Annotated in this window: 18 protein-coding genes; 11 read left to right on the forward strand and 7 right to left on the reverse strand. The window is 43.9% G+C overall.

Going from position 1 to position 20,648, the window contains the following annotated elements:
- Positions 1-109: 109 nt before the first annotated feature.
- Positions 110-1,069 carry a TDT family transporter gene (locus QWZ04_RS13845; RefSeq protein ID WP_290328867.1) on the reverse strand — a complete coding sequence of 320 codons (960 nt, stop codon included), beginning with the start codon at positions 1,067-1,069 and terminating at the stop codon, positions 110-112.
- A 106-nt stretch (positions 1,070-1,175) separates the two neighbouring features.
- Between QWZ04_RS13845 and QWZ04_RS13850 the strand changes: the two genes are divergently transcribed.
- The 6 genes from QWZ04_RS13850 to QWZ04_RS13875 all read left to right on the forward strand — a co-directional run bounded on the left by QWZ04_RS13850 (position 1,176) and on the right by QWZ04_RS13875 (position 5,744).
- A complete protein-coding gene (locus QWZ04_RS13850) occupies positions 1,176-2,078 on the forward strand; it encodes a LysR substrate-binding domain-containing protein (RefSeq protein WP_290328868.1) in 903 nt (300 codons plus the stop codon).
- Between the two features lie 156 nt (positions 2,079-2,234).
- Positions 2,235-2,633: a PaaI family thioesterase gene (locus QWZ04_RS13855; RefSeq protein WP_290328869.1), complete on the forward strand. Its 399-nt coding sequence runs from the start codon at positions 2,235-2,237 to the stop codon at positions 2,631-2,633.
- Positions 2,634-2,796: 163 nt separating this feature from the next.
- Positions 2,797-3,102, forward strand: a complete 306-nt coding sequence (locus QWZ04_RS13860) for a YebG family protein (protein ID WP_290328870.1) — start codon at positions 2,797-2,799, stop codon at positions 3,100-3,102.
- A 242-nt stretch (positions 3,103-3,344) separates the two neighbouring features.
- On the forward strand, positions 3,345-4,376 hold the full coding sequence (dapD, locus tag QWZ04_RS13865; protein ID WP_290328871.1) for a 2,3,4,5-tetrahydropyridine-2,6-dicarboxylate N-succinyltransferase: 1,032 nt from the start codon (positions 3,345-3,347) through the stop codon (positions 4,374-4,376).
- 277 nt (positions 4,377-4,653) lie between these two features.
- Positions 4,654-4,956, forward strand: a complete 303-nt coding sequence (locus QWZ04_RS13870; RefSeq protein ID WP_290328872.1) for a PTS fructose transporter subunit IIB — start codon at positions 4,654-4,656, stop codon at positions 4,954-4,956.
- Positions 4,953-5,744: a PTS sugar transporter subunit IIA gene (locus QWZ04_RS13875; protein WP_290328873.1), complete on the forward strand. Its 792-nt coding sequence runs from the start codon at positions 4,953-4,955 to the stop codon at positions 5,742-5,744. The genes QWZ04_RS13870 and QWZ04_RS13875 overlap by 4 nt, the downstream gene beginning before the upstream one ends.
- 41 nt (positions 5,745-5,785) lie before the next feature.
- On the opposite strand, the gene QWZ04_RS13880 is transcribed toward QWZ04_RS13875, so the two are convergent.
- Positions 5,786-6,631, reverse strand: coding sequence for a helix-turn-helix transcriptional regulator (locus tag QWZ04_RS13880; RefSeq protein WP_290328874.1), 846 nt, complete (start codon positions 6,629-6,631; stop codon positions 5,786-5,788).
- A 365-nt stretch (positions 6,632-6,996) separates the two neighbouring features.
- Here QWZ04_RS13880 and QWZ04_RS13885 point away from each other — a divergent pair, with 365 nt between their 5' ends.
- Both QWZ04_RS13885 and QWZ04_RS13890 read left to right on the forward strand, forming a co-directional pair.
- Positions 6,997-8,895 carry a PTS fructose transporter subunit IIABC gene (locus tag QWZ04_RS13885; protein WP_290328875.1) on the forward strand — a complete coding sequence of 633 codons (1,899 nt, stop codon included), beginning with the start codon at positions 6,997-6,999 and terminating at the stop codon, positions 8,893-8,895.
- A 203-nt stretch (positions 8,896-9,098) separates the two neighbouring features.
- The gene (locus tag QWZ04_RS13890; protein ID WP_290328876.1) at positions 9,099-10,445 is read left to right on the forward strand and encodes an MATE family efflux transporter; all 1,347 of its coding nucleotides are present in this window, start codon (positions 9,099-9,101) and stop codon (positions 10,443-10,445) included.
- Positions 10,446-10,515: 70 nt separating this feature from the next.
- Here the strand turns inward: QWZ04_RS13890 and QWZ04_RS13895 are convergent, their stop codons facing one another.
- Positions 10,516-13,641: a beta-galactosidase gene (locus QWZ04_RS13895; protein WP_290328877.1), complete on the reverse strand. Its 3,126-nt coding sequence runs from the start codon at positions 13,639-13,641 to the stop codon at positions 10,516-10,518.
- Positions 13,642-13,867: 226 nt separating this feature from the next.
- Between QWZ04_RS13895 and QWZ04_RS13900 the strand changes: the two genes are divergently transcribed.
- Positions 13,868-14,059, forward strand: a complete 192-nt coding sequence (locus QWZ04_RS13900) for a YqaE/Pmp3 family membrane protein (protein ID WP_102522156.1) — start codon at positions 13,868-13,870, stop codon at positions 14,057-14,059.
- A gap of 156 nt (positions 14,060-14,215) precedes the next feature.
- Here the strand turns inward: QWZ04_RS13900 and QWZ04_RS13905 are convergent, their stop codons facing one another.
- Positions 14,216-14,872: a DsbA family oxidoreductase gene (locus QWZ04_RS13905; protein ID WP_290328879.1), complete on the reverse strand. Its 657-nt coding sequence runs from the start codon at positions 14,870-14,872 to the stop codon at positions 14,216-14,218.
- Positions 14,873-15,000: 128 nt separating this feature from the next.
- Positions 15,001-15,921 carry a LysR family transcriptional regulator gene (locus QWZ04_RS13910; RefSeq protein WP_290328880.1) on the reverse strand — a complete coding sequence of 307 codons (921 nt, stop codon included), beginning with the start codon at positions 15,919-15,921 and terminating at the stop codon, positions 15,001-15,003.
- Positions 15,922-16,122: 201 nt separating this feature from the next.
- Between QWZ04_RS13910 and chrA the strand changes: the two genes are divergently transcribed.
- Together chrA and QWZ04_RS13920 are read left to right on the forward strand one after the other, a co-directional pair.
- Positions 16,123-17,277 carry a chromate efflux transporter gene (gene chrA / locus QWZ04_RS13915; protein WP_290328881.1) on the forward strand — a complete coding sequence of 385 codons (1,155 nt, stop codon included), beginning with the start codon at positions 16,123-16,125 and terminating at the stop codon, positions 17,275-17,277.
- Between the two features lie 163 nt (positions 17,278-17,440).
- Positions 17,441-18,601 carry an HD-GYP domain-containing protein gene (locus QWZ04_RS13920; RefSeq protein ID WP_290328882.1) on the forward strand — a complete coding sequence of 387 codons (1,161 nt, stop codon included), beginning with the start codon at positions 17,441-17,443 and terminating at the stop codon, positions 18,599-18,601.
- A 128-nt stretch (positions 18,602-18,729) separates the two neighbouring features.
- Here QWZ04_RS13920 and QWZ04_RS13925 read toward each other — a convergent pair whose 3' ends face one another.
- Both QWZ04_RS13925 and QWZ04_RS13930 read right to left on the reverse strand, forming a co-directional pair.
- Positions 18,730-19,383, reverse strand: coding sequence for an OmpA family protein (locus tag QWZ04_RS13925; RefSeq protein ID WP_290328883.1), 654 nt, complete (start codon positions 19,381-19,383; stop codon positions 18,730-18,732).
- A gap of 18 nt (positions 19,384-19,401) precedes the next feature.
- Entirely contained in the window at positions 19,402-20,646 is a 1,245-nt protein-coding gene (locus QWZ04_RS13930) for a TadE/TadG family type IV pilus assembly protein (protein WP_290328884.1), read from the reverse strand.
- Positions 20,647-20,648 lie beyond the last annotated feature (2 nt).

Here is a 20,648-nt window from a genome sequence, read left to right on the forward strand (position 1 = left end):
GGGCAAGATTAACAATGCCCTCAGATTAGCACATCAGAACCCATTTCGAGAGAAAACAAGCTTACGAACGCTCGCATTTGCTGGTAAAAACATCACGTTATCATCAATGCTAGTGCGTGTTTTCAGGGATAAGATAATGATGGATATAACGTACGGATACATAACCGACGACAAGCGTAGCAACAAGCAATTCAAACAAGGCTAAATGACTCACCTGGGCGCAATAACGTTGTGCAACGCCAACGCTTTCCAACCATACTGCCATTTTAAATAAGGCCGTTGCACTTATCACGGTTGGAAATGTGAATGCAGCAAAACTGGCGCTAAAAGGTAAGCGCATGAGGTGCAAGAAAGACAAATAGGTAACAAAAGTCATCAATACCGCGATACCAAATAACAGAGCAATCAAGATCGGAGATGGATGGTCGGTAATGGTTAAGTAACCTGCCATTGATAGGCTCGCAGGTGCGGCCATAATCGCAATCGTTGGCTTAGCCGTATCCGGTATTTGTTCGCAAAACACCAAACGATACACCATCACAGGTAACATAACCCCATAGCTCACTAAGCCAAATAACAGTGCCGCCTCAGCAACTGGCGCTAATACCGCGCTACCAGAGAAAGAAACATCGGCCACAATAAGCCCAACCGGCGGAACAAACCAACTCGGCACCATATGATGTAATCGAAATTCTTTGGCGCGGTGATAAATAAAACTGACGAGAAAAACTACGTGTAACGCCACCGCTGCTAACCAAATAGCATCACCAAGGTAGATAGAAAACTGCCCAACGGAATGAGACACCACCATCAAAGCCATGGCAAACGTCGGTGCGACGCTACCAACGACTGGATGTGCAAGCTCATCACGTAGCAAATGGTTATGGAACACAAACTTCACCAATAGCATGACCAATAGCACACTCGCCAGGATGGCTCCGACCCACTGAGCTTTGCCATTCAGTGTCACCGCGTTTTCCCAACACCAACCCAAACTGGCAATGCCTAATGCTAATCCGGCCATGGGTGTAGGAGCTGCTGCTGTTTTATTCACTGCCGTTTTTAGCATGATGTATCCTCGTGTGATGCTTTTCTTGAGTGCCATCACTTTAAACTTGAACTATGTTTAATTATATCTGAATATATTTAAAATAGAGTTCAATTAAACTAAACATATGAATATTTCACTCAAACAGCTACGTGTATTCGTGGCCATCACTCAAGACAAGACCATCACCGCTGCCGCGAAAAACCTGTTTTTATCTAAAGCAGCGGTAAGTATGGCACTGGCTGAAATGGAAAAGCAGATCGGCCACGATCTTTTTGATCGCGTGAATAATCGTTTGGTTTTAAATCAGCAAGGCCACCAGCTTTTACCATTAGCTGATGAACTGCTTCACCGAGCCCAAGATATTGACCAGCTATTTGTTGACGATCAGCCCTTGCATGGCCAACTTCATTTGGGCGCTAGTGACACGATTGGTAATCAAGTTGCCCCCTTTCTTCTTCGTGATTTCCGTTCTGAGCACGGTCATCACGCCCAAAGTTTGCTGATCTCAAATACTTCTCAGATCTGTCAGAAACTCGTGGATTATGAGCTAGATATTGCGTTGGTTGAGGGAAAAACACAACACCCCCAACTGACCACAGAGCAATGGCGTTTAGACGAAATGTGCATCATCGCCGCTCCTACTCATGCGCTTGTTGCCCATGCACTGACGACTCAAAAACCATTAGAAGTGTCGAATTTAGAAGGAAGTGATTGGATTTTACGAGAGGCAGGGTCTGGTAGCCGAGAGTTTTTCTTACAACGCATCGCACCACGTATTGATACATGGGCTGATGCATTTCAGCTCAACACGACGGAAGCCATTATTAATGCCGCCAGCGCCAACCTAGGGCTTGCGTGTTTATCTCATCGTTCGGCAAAGTGGGCCATTGCCGATGGACGGGTAGTTCCCCTTAACCTACCGCTAGACATGCAGCGCCGCTTTTGGCTGTTAATGCACAAAGAACGCTACCAAAGCCCATTACTTAAAGCGTTTCGCCAGTTTTGTTTGGAGTGGGATGGGGAATAAAAAAGGGGATAAAATGGAAATGTGCCGTTAGCCACCAAGCAATGGGCGTTATTCAATAGGTGGTGTTATTTATGAAACCATATTTCCCATCCTTATTTATAGCATATGACAATAACTAGCGCTAAATTGGTTCTTTACGTCATCAAGTGGGGATCTATGCTTCCAAATAACCATCAAAATTGCGCAGTTTGTTGCCAACCTTTCTTCTCAGATCAACAAATTATCGATTTCACTCATTTGGCTGATGGCAGTGTTCAAACCACAATAACGGCAACAGAGAAAATGCAAGGCTATCAAGGTGTGATGCAAGGAGGGTTGATCAGCACACTGCATGATACCGCCATGACACATTGTCTTTTTGCTCATAACATTCAAGCACTCACAGCCTCACTAAGCGTGCGCTTCATTCAAACTGTGCCATTGCACACCACCCTGTGCGTAACGGCTAAAATGGTCAAACGAACCAAGCGGATCTTTGCCTTAGAAAGCCGTATTGAGGCCGAGGGTGTGATTTGCTCAACCGCCGAAGCGAAGTTCATGTTGGATAGAAGATAAAAAGCAAACCTAGGCCAAGTTATTAGCCGCATTTTTTGCTCTCTTCCCAACCAAATTGGTTAAACAACTCCCACTCTCGCCAGCTCAACTAGACAAGGCGATCTGTTGGCTGTATAAACAGACAGTAATTGAATTTTAATTTGGTAAGTTTAAGAGGATAACCATGGCTGTAATCGTCAAGTACGTGGTGGAGCGCAACGGAGAAGAAAAGATGACTTTTACCTCTAAGGCAGAAGCCGACGCTTATGACAAAATGCTCGATATGGCAGATGAGCTGTTTTCATTACTCGCAGGCAGCGAGCTAATCGAAGATGAAGCCAAGCAAGAAGAGCTTTCAATGTATCTTGCTAAGAATAAAGAAGAGGTGCTTTACGCACTGGGCGCTAAAAAGCGCAAAGCTGAACCTAAAAAACCAAAAGCAGTGAAAACTGAAGCGGATGAAGCTGAAAAGCAAGACGACGCAGCGTAAGTTTTAGAATCAGGTAAACTTTAAATGGCCAGCAAGATCTCAGATCTGGCTGGCTATTTTTCTTCCTAGCGATATTATATCTCTCACCAGACAGCTCATATCTATTGGCAGACTTTCAAGCCAATTGCCCTTTTATATCGATAACAGGGTTATTATGATGCAAACAGATTCATTTTTGTTGCGATGTTCTTGTATGGATACAAGCAAACAGCAACCCCAATTCCCCAAGGAGATCATTTACCATGGCATACTTTTCACTGGCGTTTGGCACAGCAACTAAAAACAGCCAAGACAAAATCATTGAAGCTTTCTTCCCTAATCCAGTATTGAACCCAAGTGATGTTCTTGTAGATGCTCTTGCTAAAGTTAGCGGCTACCAAGGTGAAAACCAAGCAATCGAAATCACAGCTGATCAATGCGAAGCTCTCGCGCAAGCATTTGCAGCCAATGACGATCAAGCCAATGCAAGCTTTGCTACTAAAGCGGCAGCATCAGCTCAACCTTTAGTGTTAGTGATTCTAGCAACCGACGAGAAACCACAGTCCGTTGCTGAAGGCTTCCTTAAGCTACAACTTATCTCAAACCGTTTGGTTCAACCACACGGTACAGTACTTGATGGCATCTTTGGTCTACTACACAACATCGCTTGGACTAACGAAGGTCCAATTGATCTACCTGAGCTTGCAGAACGTCAAATTGAAGCTCGCCTAGCTGACCGTGCGCTATCTGTCGATTGCGTTGATAAATTCCCTAAAATGGTGGATTACGTGGTACCAACAGGTATTCGTATTGCTGACACATCTCGTGTACGCCTGGGCGCACATGTTGGTGAAGGTACAACCGTTATGCACGAAGGTTTCATCAACTTCAACGCGGGTACGACTGGCGTAAGCATGGTTGAAGGCCGTATTTCTGCAGGTGTTGTGGTTGGTAACGGTTCCGACATCGGTGGTGGTGCTTCAATCATGGGTACGCTTTCTGGTGGCGGTTCAGTGGTCGTTTCTATCGGTGAAAAATCACTGCTTGGCGCAAACGCAGGCCTTGGTTTCCCACTAGGCGATCGTTGTACGGTTGAATCTGGTCTTTACGTAACGGCTGGTTCTAAAGTGCGCATGTTAGATTCAAGCGGCCAAGAAGTTGAAGTGGTTAAAGCCCGTGATTTAGCCGGTAAATCAGATCTTCTATTCCGTCGTAACTCTGTTACAGGCCAAATCGAGTGCCTGACGAACAAGAGTGCAGTGGAACTAAACAGCGAGCTGCATAGTAATAACTAAAAGCGAAGTGCTAAAAGCGAAATAAGAGCAAAAGATTGAGCTTGGGGCTAGAACTTTACACTTAGCACTTAGCACTTAGCACTTAGCACTTAGCACTTAGCACTTAGCACTTAGAGCAAATCCGAAGTATTTCGTACTTCGGATTTTTTATACCTAGAATTTAGGGCTTAGCTTTTAGCACTTCCCATACTTCACTTTTAACCTCTCTTCCTCTTGACTCTATATCCATAACAGTGACAATCTTGTGCCTGCTTATTTGCCACTGATGAGAACTAATATGAGAATTGTCGCTGTTACTGCTTGCCCAACTGGGATCGCTCATACCTATATGGCGGCAGATGTACTTACCAAAGCTGCAGCGAAAGAAAACACGATCATAAAAGTCGAAACCCAAGGAGCGATGGGGATTGAAAACCAACTCAACTCTCAAGATATTGCTCGTGCAGATGTCGTATTGATCGCTTCCGATATTGAAATCGAAAATCGAGCTCGCTTTACAGGCTGCAAAATTCACTGTGTGACCATTGAAGAAGTACTGACTGATGTAACCTCAGTATTAGAGCGTTGCCGCTCGTTATGATTGAACGAAGGATCACCTTCATATTACCCAAAGATGGTTTTGTTAGTTGGAAGGTCAACCGGCTAAAAACCTTAGGCAGTATGTTTCGCTCGGTGATTCTATTGGTTAATCACACTCGTGAAGTTCGATCCAATGCGGAGCAAACATTGCAAGTCATGGCCTTAGGCGGAAAAGAACACGATTTGTGCCAGCTGCATATTGAAGGCACTGATGCAGAACTTGCCTGCATGGTTTTAACTGACTTCATCGCCGAACAATTTACTTTAGTAAACACCGCCCATAAAAGTAATGCAAAAACCAACATTGAACTGATCAAACAGTTGCCAACTTTTGAACTTCCTTTCAAGTTGGATTTTTCCTTTAAGCGCTTAGGTCAACCAACAACCAAACATGATGTATTAGCTCAAGCGAGCCGAATGCTCTCACCCGACTCTGTTGTTAACATGTTTGATTCATTATATCAGCGTGAAGCTACGTCTTCTACAGCCATTGGCAATGGTATTGCCCTACCACACGTAATGAACGATTCCGTCGCTACACCATCATTGGCCGTACTCCAATTAGCCGAGGATATAGATTGGCAATCTAATATGGGAAATGTTCGATTCATTGTGACGTTGGCGCTACCTAAGCCGCCAGAACGAAATATGATTTTAGCGTTCACCCATTTAACGAAATCTTTGCTCAATGAAGAATATTGCAAAACACTCACCTCAAGCCGTGAGCCTGAAGCGATTAAAGCCATACTTATACATCAACTATCGAAAGCTTTTCTTCCCCTTACCTAACCTTGATTCCCCGACCTCCGTAACCTGAAGCCTGGCACCCACTACACAACACGTCGATATTCACTTGGCGTTCGCCCTGTCTTTGTTTTGAAGACTCTAAAAAAATAGTTAACGTCTTGAAATCCACATCGTGTCGCGACTTCTTGTAAGCGAAAATCATATTTGCGTAACATGAATTTGGCGCGATCAATTCTGACCCAAGTAATATAGTCGGCCAGTGTCATGTGCCCTTGTTGTCGAAACAAGCGAGAAAGATGATTAGGAGAGATACTGAAACGCTGAGCGATACTGCCTCGGCTGATTGCTCGATGAAAGTTCTCTTGAATATAGATACAAATCCCCTGATATACATCATCGCTGCGCTTTTTCGTAGAAGCATTAGGATCAGCAAGCATCGAAAGCGCATAAGTGAGTAAAGCAAGCAGCAAGTGTTCATCCATTGGCGCCTTTTTGGGCTCTGTAGCCAATGCATTCAATGCGTCTAACATGGAGTCTATGGCATGACCCGTTCTCGTCTGGATACTGTGCTTTTGCACATCAAAAAAACCGTTTTCACCTTTTCGTTTACTCACAAAGCTAAGCCCTAGCTGTCGTCGCCCAAATAGCAGACTCACTACAGAGCAGTCATTATCCCAATTCGGTTTATTCCAACAGTTGGGTGGAATGTACAGCGCATCTCCCGCCAACACTTTTATGTCTGCGATGCCTTGTTCAGGGTCTTCAAGCTGGTTTTGATACTCACCACTCACCACTAACTCTAAGCGAGGGAAGTTCACTTGATAGCTAAATGGAGGAGGCTGAAGCTGGTCGGACGCAAACCAAATCCGATTAAAATGATCACGTTCAGTAATCAAGGTCTCTAACAAGTTATGAAAAACTTTGGCCATTACACGGCTCTCTTATGCTACGTCACTGGGTAAAAACGACGATTTTATGTGACCAAAATCAAATAAAACCGACAGATTTACTGGTTACTTTGCTCTAGTTTATCATTATTATCCAGCGATTATTTTTCTATCTAAAAACACAACTGACAGAACGATACAATATAAAGAACTGAATTTAAACAACTAAAGTTATATAAAATCGATGAATTGAAGTGCCATAATAATTTGAGAGTGATCACACTAAATTTGATGCGTTACAATAATCCAGTAATTGCATTTATGGTGCTCTAAAATTTATTGCCAAGATGTCCGACAATAATCCCATAGCAAAATAACTTTTAACGACGGAACATCAGGGGAAGAACATGATCACGGACTTAATCAACGACAAGTTGATCTGCTTAGATCTAAAAGCCACCAGCAAAGACCAAGTGTTTGCTGAGCTTATTGAGCTTTTACATCAACAAGGCAGGATCAGCGACAAGCAACAATTCCTGAACGATATTCATGCACGTGAAGAAATAGGTAATACCGGGTTTGAAGACGGTGTTGCTCTCCCTCACGCGAAAAGTGCTGCTGTTACTGAACCCGCTGTTGCTATTGGTATTAGCAAGAGCGGCATAGAGTACGGTGCTGAAGATGGCCAGCCATCAAAATTGTTCTTTATGATCGCCTCCCCTGATGGCGGTTCCGATCACCACATCGAAGTATTAGCCGAGCTTTCTTCCAAATTGATCGAAGAAGGCTTTATTCAAAATTTGATGGCAGCAACGAGCTCGAAACAAGCACTTGAGTTATTGCTCGCTAAAACAGAAGCCAACCCCGATACACCAGAAGCCGATCAAGGTTTTATCATAGGTGTGACAGGTTGCCCTACTGGTGTTGCGCATACTTACCTTGCCGCCGAAGCCCTTGAAAAAGGCGCAGCCGCTATGGGGTACGAAATCAAAGTAGAAACCAATGGTTCTATCGGTGTGAAAAACAGCCCAACAGCTGAAGAAATTGAACGTGCTGATGCCATTGTGGTAGCGAGTGACAAGCAAGTCGACATGGCTCGTTTTGCTGGTAAAAAGCTGATTGAAACGCCAGTAAAAGCGCCAATTAAAAATGCTCAAGACGTCATTAACCAAGCATTGAAAGCACCACGCTACGTCAGTGAAGATAATGCAAATGGGTCATCGGTATCTAAAACCTCTTCAGCTCGCACAGACCTTTATCGTTACTTGATGAACGGCGTTTCACACATGATCCCATTCGTCGTAACCGGGGGTCTTTTGATTGCACTTGCACTGGCCATTGGTGGCGAACCAACGGAAGCCGGCATGGCAATTCCAGCTGATAGCATGTGGCAAAAAGTGCTTGATGTAGGTGTCGTTGCCTTTACATTAATGATCCCTATTTTGGCCGGTTACATTGCTTATGCCATTGCTGACCGCCCAGGTTTGGCTCCGGGTTTAATTGGTGGTTGGATTGCGAATAACGGATCTTTCTATGGCGCAGAAGCTGGCACTGGCTTTATCGGTGCGATAGTCGCAGGCCTACTGGTTGGTTACTTTGTTAAGTTCATTACGAGCATTAACTATCACAAGTTTATTCAGCCTTTAGTTCCAATCATGATTGCGCCGATTGCTGGTTCTCTATTTATTTCTAGCTTGTTCATCTTTGTGATTGGTGCGCCGATTGCAAGCTTAATGGACGGCCTTAACGCAATGCTAACCTCTATGAGCACGGGTAACGTGGTTCTATTAGGTATAGTTCTTGGCGGCATGGCTGGTTTTGATATGGGTGGCCCGTTTAATAAAGTGGCTTTCTTATTCTCTGTTGGCATGATTGCAAGTGGTCAAACACAATTTATGGGCGCAATGGCCTGTGCAATCCCAGTGGCACCGCTAGGTATGGGTCTTGCCACTTACCTGGGTCGTAAATTTGATTTGTTTGAAACCTCTGAAATTGAAGCAGGTAAAGCAGCTAGTGCGATGGGCTTAGTGGGTATTTCTGAGGGTGCGATTCCATTTGCAGCGCAAGACCCAATGTCGGTCATCCCTGCTAACGTATTGGGCTCTATGGTTGCAGCTGTGATGGCGTTCTCGTTTGGCGTAACCAATAGCGTCGCTCATGGTGGCCCTGTTGTTGCTCTACTGGGTGCAATGAACTACCCACTGCTTGCGATTCTTTGCATGGCGGCAGGTACAGTTGTTACCGCACTGACCTGTATTACTCTGAAGAAAATGCGTAAATCTAAAGCTGAGCTAGCCGTTGCATAATGAGCACTAATTGGCAACCAAGCGAGGTTGCCAAAATAGATTGCTTTATTTAGTCGATAAGTAACGTCCCCCAATAGTGAAGCACCCAGACACCCTAGCTCCTAGGGTGTCTTTTTAATTACCTCACACACTTAATCCCTTATAGGTCGCAAGGTAAAAAGCGGTTATAATACGAGCTGTTATTTTCATGTTTTGAGTACACCATGTCTCCCGCCTCCACCATCAACAAACGCATGAGTATCGTGGCCTTAACTTGGCCAATTTTTATTGAAATTTTGCTACGTACCGCCTTGAGTACCAGCGATGTATTCATGCTCAGTAGCTATTCCGATCTGGCCGTTTCTGCTGTCGGGGTAATTTCTCAGATCAGTTTCTTTCTCATTATTATTTCGATGATGGTCAGCAGTGGCACCGGAATTCTAATCGCCCAATACAATGGTGCGAACAAACCAATCAAATCTGCTGAAGTTGGTGTCGCTAGTGTTCTTTTATCTATTGCCGTTGGCTCTGCTTTAAGCCTGATTGCTTTTTTCGGGGCAAGCAATTTCATCGATCTTTATAACCTTGACCAACAAGTGGCTGCATTTGGCTATCAGTATTTGATCATCACCGGTTCCCTTACCTTGTTCGTTACTGTTGGGATTGTGTTAGCCACGATACTGCGAAGCCATGGCTATTCTCGCTCTCCGATGGTGATTAACCTTGTCGCAGGCATTATTAATTTATTGGGTAATTACATTGCTCTTTATCAACCTTTTGGCCTACCGGTGTACGGCGTTCAAGGCGTTGCTATTGCTACTGTTACAGGACAGATCATAGGAACCCTATTACTCTGTTGGGAGATTAAACGAAAAGGCATTGAACTGCCGTTTCACCGCCGGAAAGACATCCCTTCTTCAATGTTTAAGAAGATAATCAATATCGGTTCAATGAACGCAGGTGAGATGCTGTCTTATAACATGGCTCAAATGACGATTGTCTATTTTGTCGTTCAAATGGGCACCTCTTCTTTGGCCGCCTATACTTATGCTCAAAATATTGCGCGGTTGTCCTTTGCTTTTTCTCTTGCCATAGGACAAGCCAGCCAAATTCAAACCAGCTATTTTATTGGCAAAGGCTGGATAGACAGTATCTTGATTCGCGTGCAAAAGTACTTTGCCGTTGCTTTTCTTGTATCCACAGTGATTGCCAGTTCGGTTTATTTGATGCGCTTTGACATTATCTCCCTATTTACTGACCACCCCGAAATCACCTTACTCACCGCTGGGCTCATTGGCGGATCTATCATTCTTGAAGCGGGGAGAGTATTCAATTTGGTGTTTATTTCTTCATTAAAGGGCGCAGGTGACATCAAGTTCCCGGTACAAATGGGCATACTCAGCATGTGGGGGCTCGGTGTAGGATTTAGCTACGTATTCGGTATCCACTTAGGCTATGGCGTATTAGGAGCATGGATGGCCATTGCGCTGGACGAGTGGTTTAGAGGGCTAATTATGGCTCGTCGATGGCGAGCAAAGACTTGGACTAAGTTTGAATTGACCTCCGATTAACGCCGTATAAAAAATGCGCTAGCTTTCACTGCGCATTTTTTATTAGGCTGCATAATTTTAGGCCATCAAGCTAACCGCCCATGCTGACTTTTAATTGATATCGATAGTGCGTCTTTTCTAATCGATATTCCTGATGCACACTTGGTGTCCATGAGTCATCGCCACCAACCCCCATATGGAAGCCATCAACGCGCACGTATACCAAGCCGCTATCAACCAATTCATTAGTATGTTTTGCATTGGCCAAATTACGTTGTGTAAAACGACTGACCGAGAAATGAAAATCACCACTTAGTTGCATCGCACCTATTTTTGCATTTCTCACATCGCAACGTAAGCCGTTATCACTTGGGAAAATATAGTTCGTATGCATCTGTTCAATGCTCGATTCGTAACGCCCATAGTGCGCTGATGTTTTTCTATCCGGATAGTTTTCATGCGGGCCACGGCCATACCAAGCCACGGCCATTGATTCTTCTTTCACACTTTGCTGTGAGGTAGCAGGTAACGCCCATTCCATGCCGATTCTTGGTAAAGACGGTAAGTGTTGAGCCACCACAGTATCAACCTCAATTGATACTTCTCCGGTTAAATCAATACTGTATCGCCAGGTGGTGTTAAATAGCACTCTTTGCTCGAATCGATATACAAACTGACTGGTTATAAGCACGCGATTACTTAACTGCTGCGCGTCAAACTGTATGCATTCTACGTCTAATTTATCCAGCCCTATTTCCGCCCATCGAGCCACCCAAGAATTTGGATCAACCCGATCTATTTCACTGGTACCAATATCATTATCTAGCGGTGCTCGATAGAAGTTATCCATCGGCCCTTGAGCGATTTGGTTTATGCCGCCAACCAGCCACTGAGAGAGGTAGCCCGTATTAGGATCAAACTGCAACTGAAACGCGTCCCCCTTCACGGTTATTTCGTCTTTTTGTACATTAAGAATTGGAGCTTGAATTTGAGGGGGAGACGGAAGCTGCAAAGAGGCTACCATAGGCAACGCAAGCTGTTCCGTTGCGGTAATATGCCCGGCATCAGCCCATTGTGTTGCGTTATCCAACACCACATTAACGTTTAGAAAATACTCGTGGTCTGCGGCCATGTTTGGTAGCTCATTGGTCAGCAATATCGCTTGCTTGTTTTGCGGTAAAACATCAAGTGCGATGTCTCCCTCGACCAATAGATGACCATCTTTAATGATTGACCATTGAAGATGCTCGTTATCATTTGTTCCAAATAGGTTTTCATTCACAACCTCAATCGTCAGTGGCTCTAGTGATGCCAGCGAAAATTGATAAAACTGTTGAGCCTTTTTCACTTCATGCAAGGTAGGGTGCACGCTTCTATCCGGATAAATTAAGCCGTTAATACAAAATTGTCGGTCATTAATTACATCGCCAAAATCGCCCCCATAAGCCCAGTATTTTTGGCCATTTTCATCGATTTTGGTCAACCCTTGATCCACCCAGTCCCAAATAAAGCCACCTTGCAATCTTGGGTACTGTCTAAACGCTTGCCAGTATTTATGGAAGTTACCAATACTGTTACCCATAGCATGAGCGTATTCACAAAGAATTAAAGGCCGAGTTTCATTCGGCAAGCCAATCCATTTTTTAATGGCAATCTTGGGCGTTACGCTAGGGTCTGGGCCATACACTTGATCATCTTCGATACGAGCGTACATAGGACAAATGATGTCCGTTGCTTTGGTGTCCGATCCCCCGCCCTCATATTGAACCGGACGAGTCGGATCGTTTTGCTTGGTCCATTGATACATCGCATCGTGGTTATTACCAATGCCAGACTCATTGCCCAAAGACCAAATAATGATCGATGGGTGATTCTTATCTCTTTCAACTAAACGAGTCATACGTCGCATATAAGCATTAAGCCAGCTCGTATCGTTTGATAGGCGACACATTGGAAACTGACCGTGAGTTTCCACATTTGCTTCATCCACTACGTAAAGCCCATACTGATCGCACAATTCATACCAACGAGGGTGATTAGGATAATGTGCCGTACGTACCGCGTTAAAATTATTCTGTTTCAGTAGCTTGATGTCTTGCAACATGCTTTGCTCGGTCATGGTATGCCCAAGCTCTGGGTGATGCTCGTGCCGGTTAACACCACGGATCAAAATAGCTTGGCCATTGACCATCAGTTGACCATTTTTTATTTCAACCTGACGAAAACCAACCTCATACGCTTCACAGTCCACACAGTTGCCATTGGCATCAAGTAGGCTGATCACACAGCGATATAAATATGGGGATTCCGCACTCCACTTTTTTGGGTCAGTCAGCGGTAAGCTAATCTGAGAAATGTCATGCCATGCTCCTTTCTCATCAACAAACTTGTCTCCAAAACCAGATTTACCCGCTAGCAAAGCGCTATCACCTCCACGCTCAAAAAGCTCAACGTCAACATGGTAGCCTTCTGACTCTAAACTAGAGATTCTCGTTTTAACGTTCAAAGTAGCATCGCGGTAACAGGCATCTAAATTGGTCACTATGGTCACATCTTCAATGGCCACTTTCGGTTTGGCTAACAAGGTAACGTCACGAAATATACCGCTTAACCACCACATGTCCTGATCTTCTAAATAAGAACCATCAGACCAACGTAAAACCATCACCGTTAGCTGATTTTGACCGGAACATAGAAAGGCAGATAAGTCGAATTCAGCAGGTAAACGGCTGTCTTGAGAATAACCAACCCATTCCCCGTTGCACCACAAGTGAAATGCAGAATTCACACCATCAAAAATAATGCGCTGAGTTAAACCGGAAAAGTGACTCGGTGCTTCAAAGCTTAGCCGATAGACACCCGTCGGGTTTTGTTCCGGTACTTTCGGCGCATTATCAACGAAAGGGTATTTTACGTTGGTATAAATGGGATGATCAAACCCCTGACACTGCCAGTTGCTCGGCACGCAAATCGAAGACCACATACTGTCATCGAATTGGCTCGATACCATGGCTTCTTCGACCAATTCAGGCTGTTCGAATAACTGAAATTTCCACTCTCCATTCAGCGATAACTGATTAGGAGAGCAATAGCCTAAGCGAGCATGTTCAATATCAGGATAAGAGTTAAGAGGAGAATGCGCAGCGAGCGTATGATGGTGCACAATGTGCTGATTTTCCCATTCTCGGGCTAACATTACCTGATTAAACGATCTCATAGAGCCTTCCCTTTGCTACATTATTGGCCATATTTCTGGCATTTTTATTGTCTTGAATTCGTTACTTAACGAATAAATCAACCTAGTGGAAACGTTTACAATAGTAGCACTCGGCAACACAATAAAAATAGAAGTTGTGCACAATTGCAGTGATTGGAGTTTGGAACTGCGAAGTGACAGAAAAGTTGATAGTATTAACAGTAACTAAATTGAAAGGAATTCTACTATGCGTTTACTTCTTGCTTTATTGCTACCGTGGCTACAGTTTTTCACTATCGGTCGCCCCATTAGCGGCATTGTATGTCTATTGTTGCAAATTTCATTGATTGGTTGGATTCCTGCGGCGATTTGGTCTGTTTACGCGTTAAGCCAATACAAAACGGATCAAAAAATCAAAGACGCTTTTGAAGATCGCTGATCAAAGATTGTTAAGATTGAGAATTGAGTAGCCGATTAGACTGAGTGTGAGAAGAAAGCTCTGGTTAGCATACCATCCGAATGAATTTAAAATATTGAGGCGTTGGGAATCAATCCAATGCCTCATCAGCTCTTATCACACAGAAAATTAAGCGAATTACGGTGCTGGGTTAAATGCAATGTCGCTGAATGCTTCAGCTAGCACTTCTACCGGTTGAGCACCATTGATTAAATGCTGCTGATTAATCACTAAGGCAGGCACCGCATGAACCCCAAGTGACAGCCACTGGACTTCATTGTCGTGCACGGTCTTATTCCACTCTTCACTTTCAATTACCTGTTTCGCACTTGCTTCATCAAGGCCAACTTCACGTACACATTCGAGCAAAATTTCAGTTTGATCAACCGCTTTTCCTTGGCAGAAATAAGCATTAAACAGTGCCATTTTCAGCTTCGTTTGTTTGCCTGTTTCAGCCGCCCAACATAAGAGTTTGTGTGCATTGCGGGTATTATAAATCTTAGTGTTGTCATCAAAATGAAATTCGACACCGACTTCTTGTCCAAGGTTGCGCATATTGTCTATCTGTGCCTGATATTGCGCAGGTGTGGCGCCATATCGCTTAGCGAAGTATTCTCTTAATTCTACACCACCATGATGCAAATCTAAATTAAGCTCAAATGGATGCCAGCTCACTTCAAAGTCAATCTGATCAGCCACTTGTAACATCGCTTGCTCTAAGCGTTTGTAGCCTAAAAAGCACCATGGGCAAGACACGTCAGAAACCAATTCGATCTGTAATACAGGCTTTTTCACAAGCGCTCCTTTGACTCGTTAATGCGATAGAACAACGGCCAATTTACCACAATACATGACTAAGTGACTGTTTATTAATACACCTACCTTACCTTGCCCCGATGAGATCGTCTAGCACCCCACAATGACTATTCATTGCTTGTTAAAATCTGGCTTATCACTTCCCTTAACCAACGACTTTTCTCTTGGCCATTTTTTCTGGTTGGCCACGCCATGACGATATCGAAGTTGCCCACATTCAACGGGGGTTCCCCCACTTTTAGAGCATCTGAAAATCCAGTTATTTGAGCCATTTTTTCCGGTACGATAGCAAGCAATTCTCGTTGGGAAAGCAGTTGGCGCACGGTAAGGAAATTACTCGACGCGACAGCGACATGACGACTCAACCCATGTTGTGCTAGCGTTTTATCGACACCAGAATCAAGGACTCCGTCAGGGCTAACCAGAGCGTGAGGTACGTTGGCATATTCTGATAATTGAATGGGGTCAGACAGAGTTACTCGGCTGGGATCAAACAAACAGACGTGCCGTTCCGTATACAGTTGTTGGCTGGAAAAACGGCTATCGAGATCGTTAAAGCTTCCGATGATCAAATCAATATTTTGCTCTTCAACTACTTTGATGTAGTTACTGCGGTTCACGTTAATGAAGCTGATTTGGCATTGAGCTGATTGTCCATGAATCGCATCAAACAGCACCGACGAAAAAATGTATTCAGCATAATCCGTTAAGCCGATACGACATACCCCACTGAACTCTGCTGCAATAAACACTTGAGGTGCTAACACCTCACTTGTAATTTGATTGAGTAACCTCGCAACGATAGGAGCGATATGAACCGCGCGCTCGCTGGGTTTCATTTTATGCCCTTGCCGCTCGAACAACGGGTCACCTAGCAATACCCGAAGCCTTGCTAAACTGTGACTCATCGCCGACTGGCTGACATGCAGTTTTTTAGCCGCCTCACTCACGCTTTGAGTATCATATAACGCCGAGAACGTGACCAGCAAATTGAGATCGACACTCTTCCAATTAATATCCTGACTCATATCACTCCCCACCTTTAACCTCTATGCTTTCCGCCTTCCGCCTTCCGCCTTCCGCCTTCCGCCTTCCGCCTTCCGCCTTCCGCCTTCCGCCTTCCGCCTTTCAATCCTATCTCATTCATAGTCTATATCAAAACTATCAATTTGAATCATTCACCACCTCACCTTAACCTAACCACTATTCATAATTTTTGTAGGCTCGTTATGTTTTCCATTTTTAAGACTTTCTTTCTACTCGGTTGGGTTAGCTTTGGAGGCCCAGCCGCACACATTGGTTACTTTCGTCATACGTTTGTAGAAAAACTAAACTGGCTAACAGAAGCCGAATACGCTCAAATTGTCGCATTGAGCCAATTTCTTCCTGGCCCGGGGTCTAGCCAAGTCGGTTTCGCTATTGGTCACAAAAAGGCAGGCACTCTAGGCGCCATTGCCGCTTTTCTCGGCTTCACCTTACCCTCTGTTTTAATCATGTTGGCATTGGCGTTATTGAGTAGCCAAATTACTGACTCGAGTTGGTTTGTTCATAGCATTCACGGGTTAAAGTTGCTTGCTGTTGTGGTGGTTGCTGACGCAACACTCTCGATGTATCGTAATTTTTGTACTCAGAAAACCGGGGGGTTTTTGTGTTTAAGCACCGCCGTTGCGTTGCTGATACTTCCAAGCTTATTTACGCAAATAGCAATGCTTATTATTGCCGCCCTTATTGGCCAAAAATACCTGGCCGGTGAGCTACAAACAACAGTAGCTATCGGGAAGTTTAACCCTGCCCCATTATTGATATTTGCATTACTAGTGTTTGGCTTGCCACTCATTGCTGACCTGTCACCTGTCGTGTCATTGTTTAGTGAGTTCTTTCAAGCCGGTAGTTTGGTTTTTGGTGGGGGTCACGTGGTGCTTCCCCTCCTGCAAAACATCGTCGGCGATCAACTCAGCCAAGATGCTTTTTTAACTGGGTATGCAGCTGCTCAAGCGGTTCCTGGACCAATGTTTACCTTTGCCACGTATATTGGCTACCACCTTATGCCGTCGGCTCCATTGTTAGGTGCAGGCATAGCCACTATCGCCGTCTTTATTCCGGGATTTCTCTTGCTCATGGGGGTACTTCAGAATTGGCAAAATCTAGCTAAACACCATAGATTGTCAGGAGCAATAAGCGGTGTTAACGCTGCAGTTGTAGGGCTTTTGGTTTCGGCACTTTACCAACCAGTTTTTGTCAGCGCTGTACTATCAGGGGTGGATATGGCAGCGGTTCTATTCGGGTTCTATCTGCTGAAAAATAAAAAGATGCCTATTGTTGGATTGGTGGCAGTATTCATCACAATTGGGTTAACGACAGGGTACACCATGAGCCATATATAACAGTTTATCTTCGGCCATAATTCCTTACATATTTGTGCATACTTTTTAAGCAGAAATGCATTTTATTGCCTACACTTACTAAGTATAAATTCGCTCTGAATATCGTTCCTTGTACAGGGAGCGAGGCAAAACAAATTAGTAGGTTATGGCCGAGGATCCGATCATGTTCACTCAATCGCAGCAAGTATCACCCGATCTCAATACAAAACTCCACTCACTGAACCACCAAATAAGAGATCTTCATACTCAGATTCGAGAGGCCATTCCCCAGATCGATCGTATTTCATTCATCTTGTACGATACACATTTAGACATGTTGAGAACCTATGCCGCCAGTGAGATTACTGAAGTCAGTACCGATGATCACCAGCAATACTATTTTTCTGAATGCGCACAATTAAAAGAGGCTGCAGAGCTAAATACAAGCCATGTCATCGAAAGCATGGCTGAATTAACATTAGCCCCACAGCCTCAGCATACTAAATGGTTGCTGGATCAAGGCTACCAGTCAACCTACTTTGTTCCAAGTTATCATCACCAACAATTCATTGGCTTTATTAGCTTCAACTCTTTTAAACCTCATGTCTTTAACGCAGAAACCCAGCAGCTACTGCTGCCTTTTTGCGAAGACATTAGCCGTACAATCAACACCGAATACTCGATCATTAATGCCATTTTAAGCTCAGCAGAACTCGCCAGAGAAGTATATCCGGGTTCCAAACAGGATTCCGACAAGCACATATCTCGAGTCAGCTTATTTACTCACCTGATCGCCAAAAATTTAGCGTACACACAATGCTTTGGTGACGAAATGGTTGAATACATTCATTTGTTTTCTCGCTTACACGACATCGGCAAACTCACAATACCTGACGCTATTTTACTTAAGCCGACCAGTCTCACTCCAGATGAGCGTAAAATTATGCAAAGCCATATTGATAAAGGCTTAATCATAATAGAAAAGATCTTGGCTGATCTTGGCTCCCCCCAACATGCCTGTGTTGAAACACTAATCGATATCATCACCCATCATCATGAATTTTTGGATGGCTCTGGCTACCCTAATGGGTTATCTGGTGATGACATTCCCATCAGTGCTCGTATCGTTGCCGTCGCGAATGTATTTGATGCTTTAACCAGTCACAGGCCTTACCAACAAGCATGGTGTGTCACGTCCGCATTACTAGAGTTAGAGAAAATGGTGGCAATGGGCAAACTCGATGGACACTGCGTTAACGTGTTAAGAGATCATCAAGAGTACATTAACCAAATACTTTCTCAGTACCCAGAGCAGGATCCACGTGAAAGTTTATTTAGGCATTAAGTCCCAGCTATCGAATCGATGCCTCCTAGAACCCAAAAGTAGACAGGTAAATAGACAAATAGGCCATGAATTATTCATGGCCTATTTGTCTATTTACCTGAAGCACCCTTAATTGATATTCAAACGAACTAGTTTTCAGAGGCTGGCTCAGTAAGTAGGTCCACTCGTCGATTTTTCTGGCGCCCCTGTGCATTGCTATTACTGGCGATCGGGGTGGTTTCCCCTTTGGAAATGGTCACTAAGCTTTCTTTTTCGACCCCTCTTTCCACTAAGTATTGAGTAACCGTTTCTGAGCGTTTCAATCCTAGAGTAAAGTTATAACTATGATCACCAACGCTATCAGCATGACCTTCAACGATCAAATCAGACGGAGCCGATTTCAATTGAGCAGCGACCGTTCGCAGTACGTAACGAGATTGGCTGGTCAATTGGTGCTTATTAAAGTCAAAATAAACACGGGCGTACACATCCGATTCTTCTTTCATCGACTTCACGCTGCCTTGAGAGACTAAAAACTCAGCACATTGACTAGTTAATCCGACTCGCTTCATTTCGCCAACTAAATTCTCGACAGAGGCATTGTACTCGCTGTCGACCTCGATTTGATGGAAACTCCCTGCATTCACCAATACGGTTTTCGCTTTACCCACTTTAACGCTCTGTTCAAACTCAGTATTCGCTGCATTGCAGTAAAAATTTAATTCTTGGTTCACATCTTGTGCTAAAACAGAGTGAGAACCAAATAGGGCAATCATTGTAAACAGCCACGCTTTCCTATTCACATTACATTCCTTCTACTGTTATTTTAAATGCCCAATCTCTTCACTAATGAGCTCGAGTATTCGGTTTAATATTTCATTCTTATCTTCGGCTTTATAAACGTTATCACTGCCTGCACAATTTTTTAATGCGACATTATTTTCTAAGTCGTAATCAAAACCAATGACCGCAATTTTGGAGCTGACCGGTTCTTCGCCAATAACTTGGCTATCAAAATGAGCTCGGATGGTGTTGCACATGCCCGCGTTCACCAAGTTATTAGAAATCGTATTATTACTAGTGCTGTATTCTTGGCCATCAGACAAAACAATCATCAGGCGACGAGGGTTGGTTCCTTTATCTAACAGCTGAGCCCCACGGATAATCCCTTGATATGAAGCCGTCCAACCTCCTGGATAAAAGCTGGAAATTGCGGTATTAAAACTAGTAAAATTGGTGGTTGGAACAAGATCATAAAAACTACCACCCGAATGAGAGTTATACGCACATCCCGACTTTTCTGTAAAAATTGCGTTTATGGTCTGTGTAGTACTTACTGAAGAACCACTGTATTTAAGTTGCTGGACATAACAATTTGTACCGCTGCCATCTCCATCATTGAGCCGAACCATATGATTAAATGCCACGAACGACACCGAGTTATCATCAATATTTTCTAAGTCATTAAACTTCTGTAACTCGGTGGTAACCAGCTCAATTACATCAATAAGATCTTCGTATTTGTCGTTACTTCCACCATCCCAACCGTTCCCCATTGAACCTGAAAAATCAGAAACAAAAACCACATCTACGGCATGATTTTGATACTTACGAGAACTTGATGTTCCACTTACATCAAACGTTTCAACATTGTCAGTAAATGCGTTGGGAAACCAAAAATCATGATTTGTGGTGGCTGTAACGGAATATTCAAAAAAACGAGAATCGCCATCCTCTAAGCCTGATACGCAATCTGGAATGTCTTCACAACTTTTCTTTTCAATCTTAACGTTGGATACCGAGTTCATTGAATCCATATATTGGCTAATATAGGCATTCGCTATCGTTTGATTGATCTCACTCCCAGCGCCAGAACCATCATCGTCATTATCATCATTAAATGCTGCGACCGCTAAACTTGCGGCTTCTAAGCCGTCGTCAAGGCGTGCACTGGCTTGTAATGCTCTTGCACCATCACTGCCCAAAGCAAATAAGCCGAACAAGGCAGGAATAATCAAAACAAATAATATGGCTGCATGACCTTTATTACGCTTAACAATGCCCATAC

The sequence above is a fragment of the Vibrio tapetis subsp. quintayensis genome (assembly GCF_030409945.1).
Taxonomy (GTDB): Bacteria; Pseudomonadota; Gammaproteobacteria; order Enterobacterales; family Vibrionaceae; genus Vibrio; species Vibrio quintayensis.

What these genes read in the sequence shown, in the direction of transcription:
- QWZ04_RS13845 (WP_290328867.1), bottom strand. Translation starts at nt 1,069, where the DNA reads ATGCTAAAAACGGCAGTGAATAAAACAGCAGCAGCTCCTACACCCATG.
- QWZ04_RS13850 (WP_290328868.1), top strand. Translation starts at nt 1,176, where the DNA reads ATGAATATTTCACTCAAACAGCTACGTGTATTCGTGGCCATCACTCAA.
- QWZ04_RS13855 (WP_290328869.1), top strand. Translation starts at nt 2,235, where the DNA reads ATGCTTCCAAATAACCATCAAAATTGCGCAGTTTGTTGCCAACCTTTC.
- QWZ04_RS13860 (WP_290328870.1), top strand. Translation starts at nt 2,797, where the DNA reads ATGGCTGTAATCGTCAAGTACGTGGTGGAGCGCAACGGAGAAGAAAAG.
- dapD (WP_290328871.1), top strand. Translation starts at nt 3,345, where the DNA reads ATGGCATACTTTTCACTGGCGTTTGGCACAGCAACTAAAAACAGCCAA.
- QWZ04_RS13870 (WP_290328872.1), top strand. Translation starts at nt 4,654, where the DNA reads ATGAGAATTGTCGCTGTTACTGCTTGCCCAACTGGGATCGCTCATACC.
- QWZ04_RS13875 (WP_290328873.1), top strand. Translation starts at nt 4,953, where the DNA reads ATGATTGAACGAAGGATCACCTTCATATTACCCAAAGATGGTTTTGTT.
- QWZ04_RS13880 (WP_290328874.1), bottom strand. Translation starts at nt 6,631, where the DNA reads ATGGCCAAAGTTTTTCATAACTTGTTAGAGACCTTGATTACTGAACGT.
- QWZ04_RS13885 (WP_290328875.1), top strand. Translation starts at nt 6,997, where the DNA reads ATGATCACGGACTTAATCAACGACAAGTTGATCTGCTTAGATCTAAAA.
- QWZ04_RS13890 (WP_290328876.1), top strand. Translation starts at nt 9,099, where the DNA reads ATGTCTCCCGCCTCCACCATCAACAAACGCATGAGTATCGTGGCCTTA.
- QWZ04_RS13895 (WP_290328877.1), bottom strand. Translation starts at nt 13,641, where the DNA reads ATGAGATCGTTTAATCAGGTAATGTTAGCCCGAGAATGGGAAAATCAG.
- QWZ04_RS13900 (WP_102522156.1), top strand. Translation starts at nt 13,868, where the DNA reads ATGCGTTTACTTCTTGCTTTATTGCTACCGTGGCTACAGTTTTTCACT.
- QWZ04_RS13910 (WP_290328880.1), bottom strand. Translation starts at nt 15,921, where the DNA reads ATGAGTCAGGATATTAATTGGAAGAGTGTCGATCTCAATTTGCTGGTC.
- chrA (WP_290328881.1), top strand. Translation starts at nt 16,123, where the DNA reads ATGTTTTCCATTTTTAAGACTTTCTTTCTACTCGGTTGGGTTAGCTTT.
- QWZ04_RS13920 (WP_290328882.1), top strand. Translation starts at nt 17,441, where the DNA reads ATGTTCACTCAATCGCAGCAAGTATCACCCGATCTCAATACAAAACTC.
- QWZ04_RS13930 (WP_290328884.1), bottom strand. Translation starts at nt 20,646, where the DNA reads ATGGGCATTGTTAAGCGTAATAAAGGTCATGCAGCCATATTATTTGTT.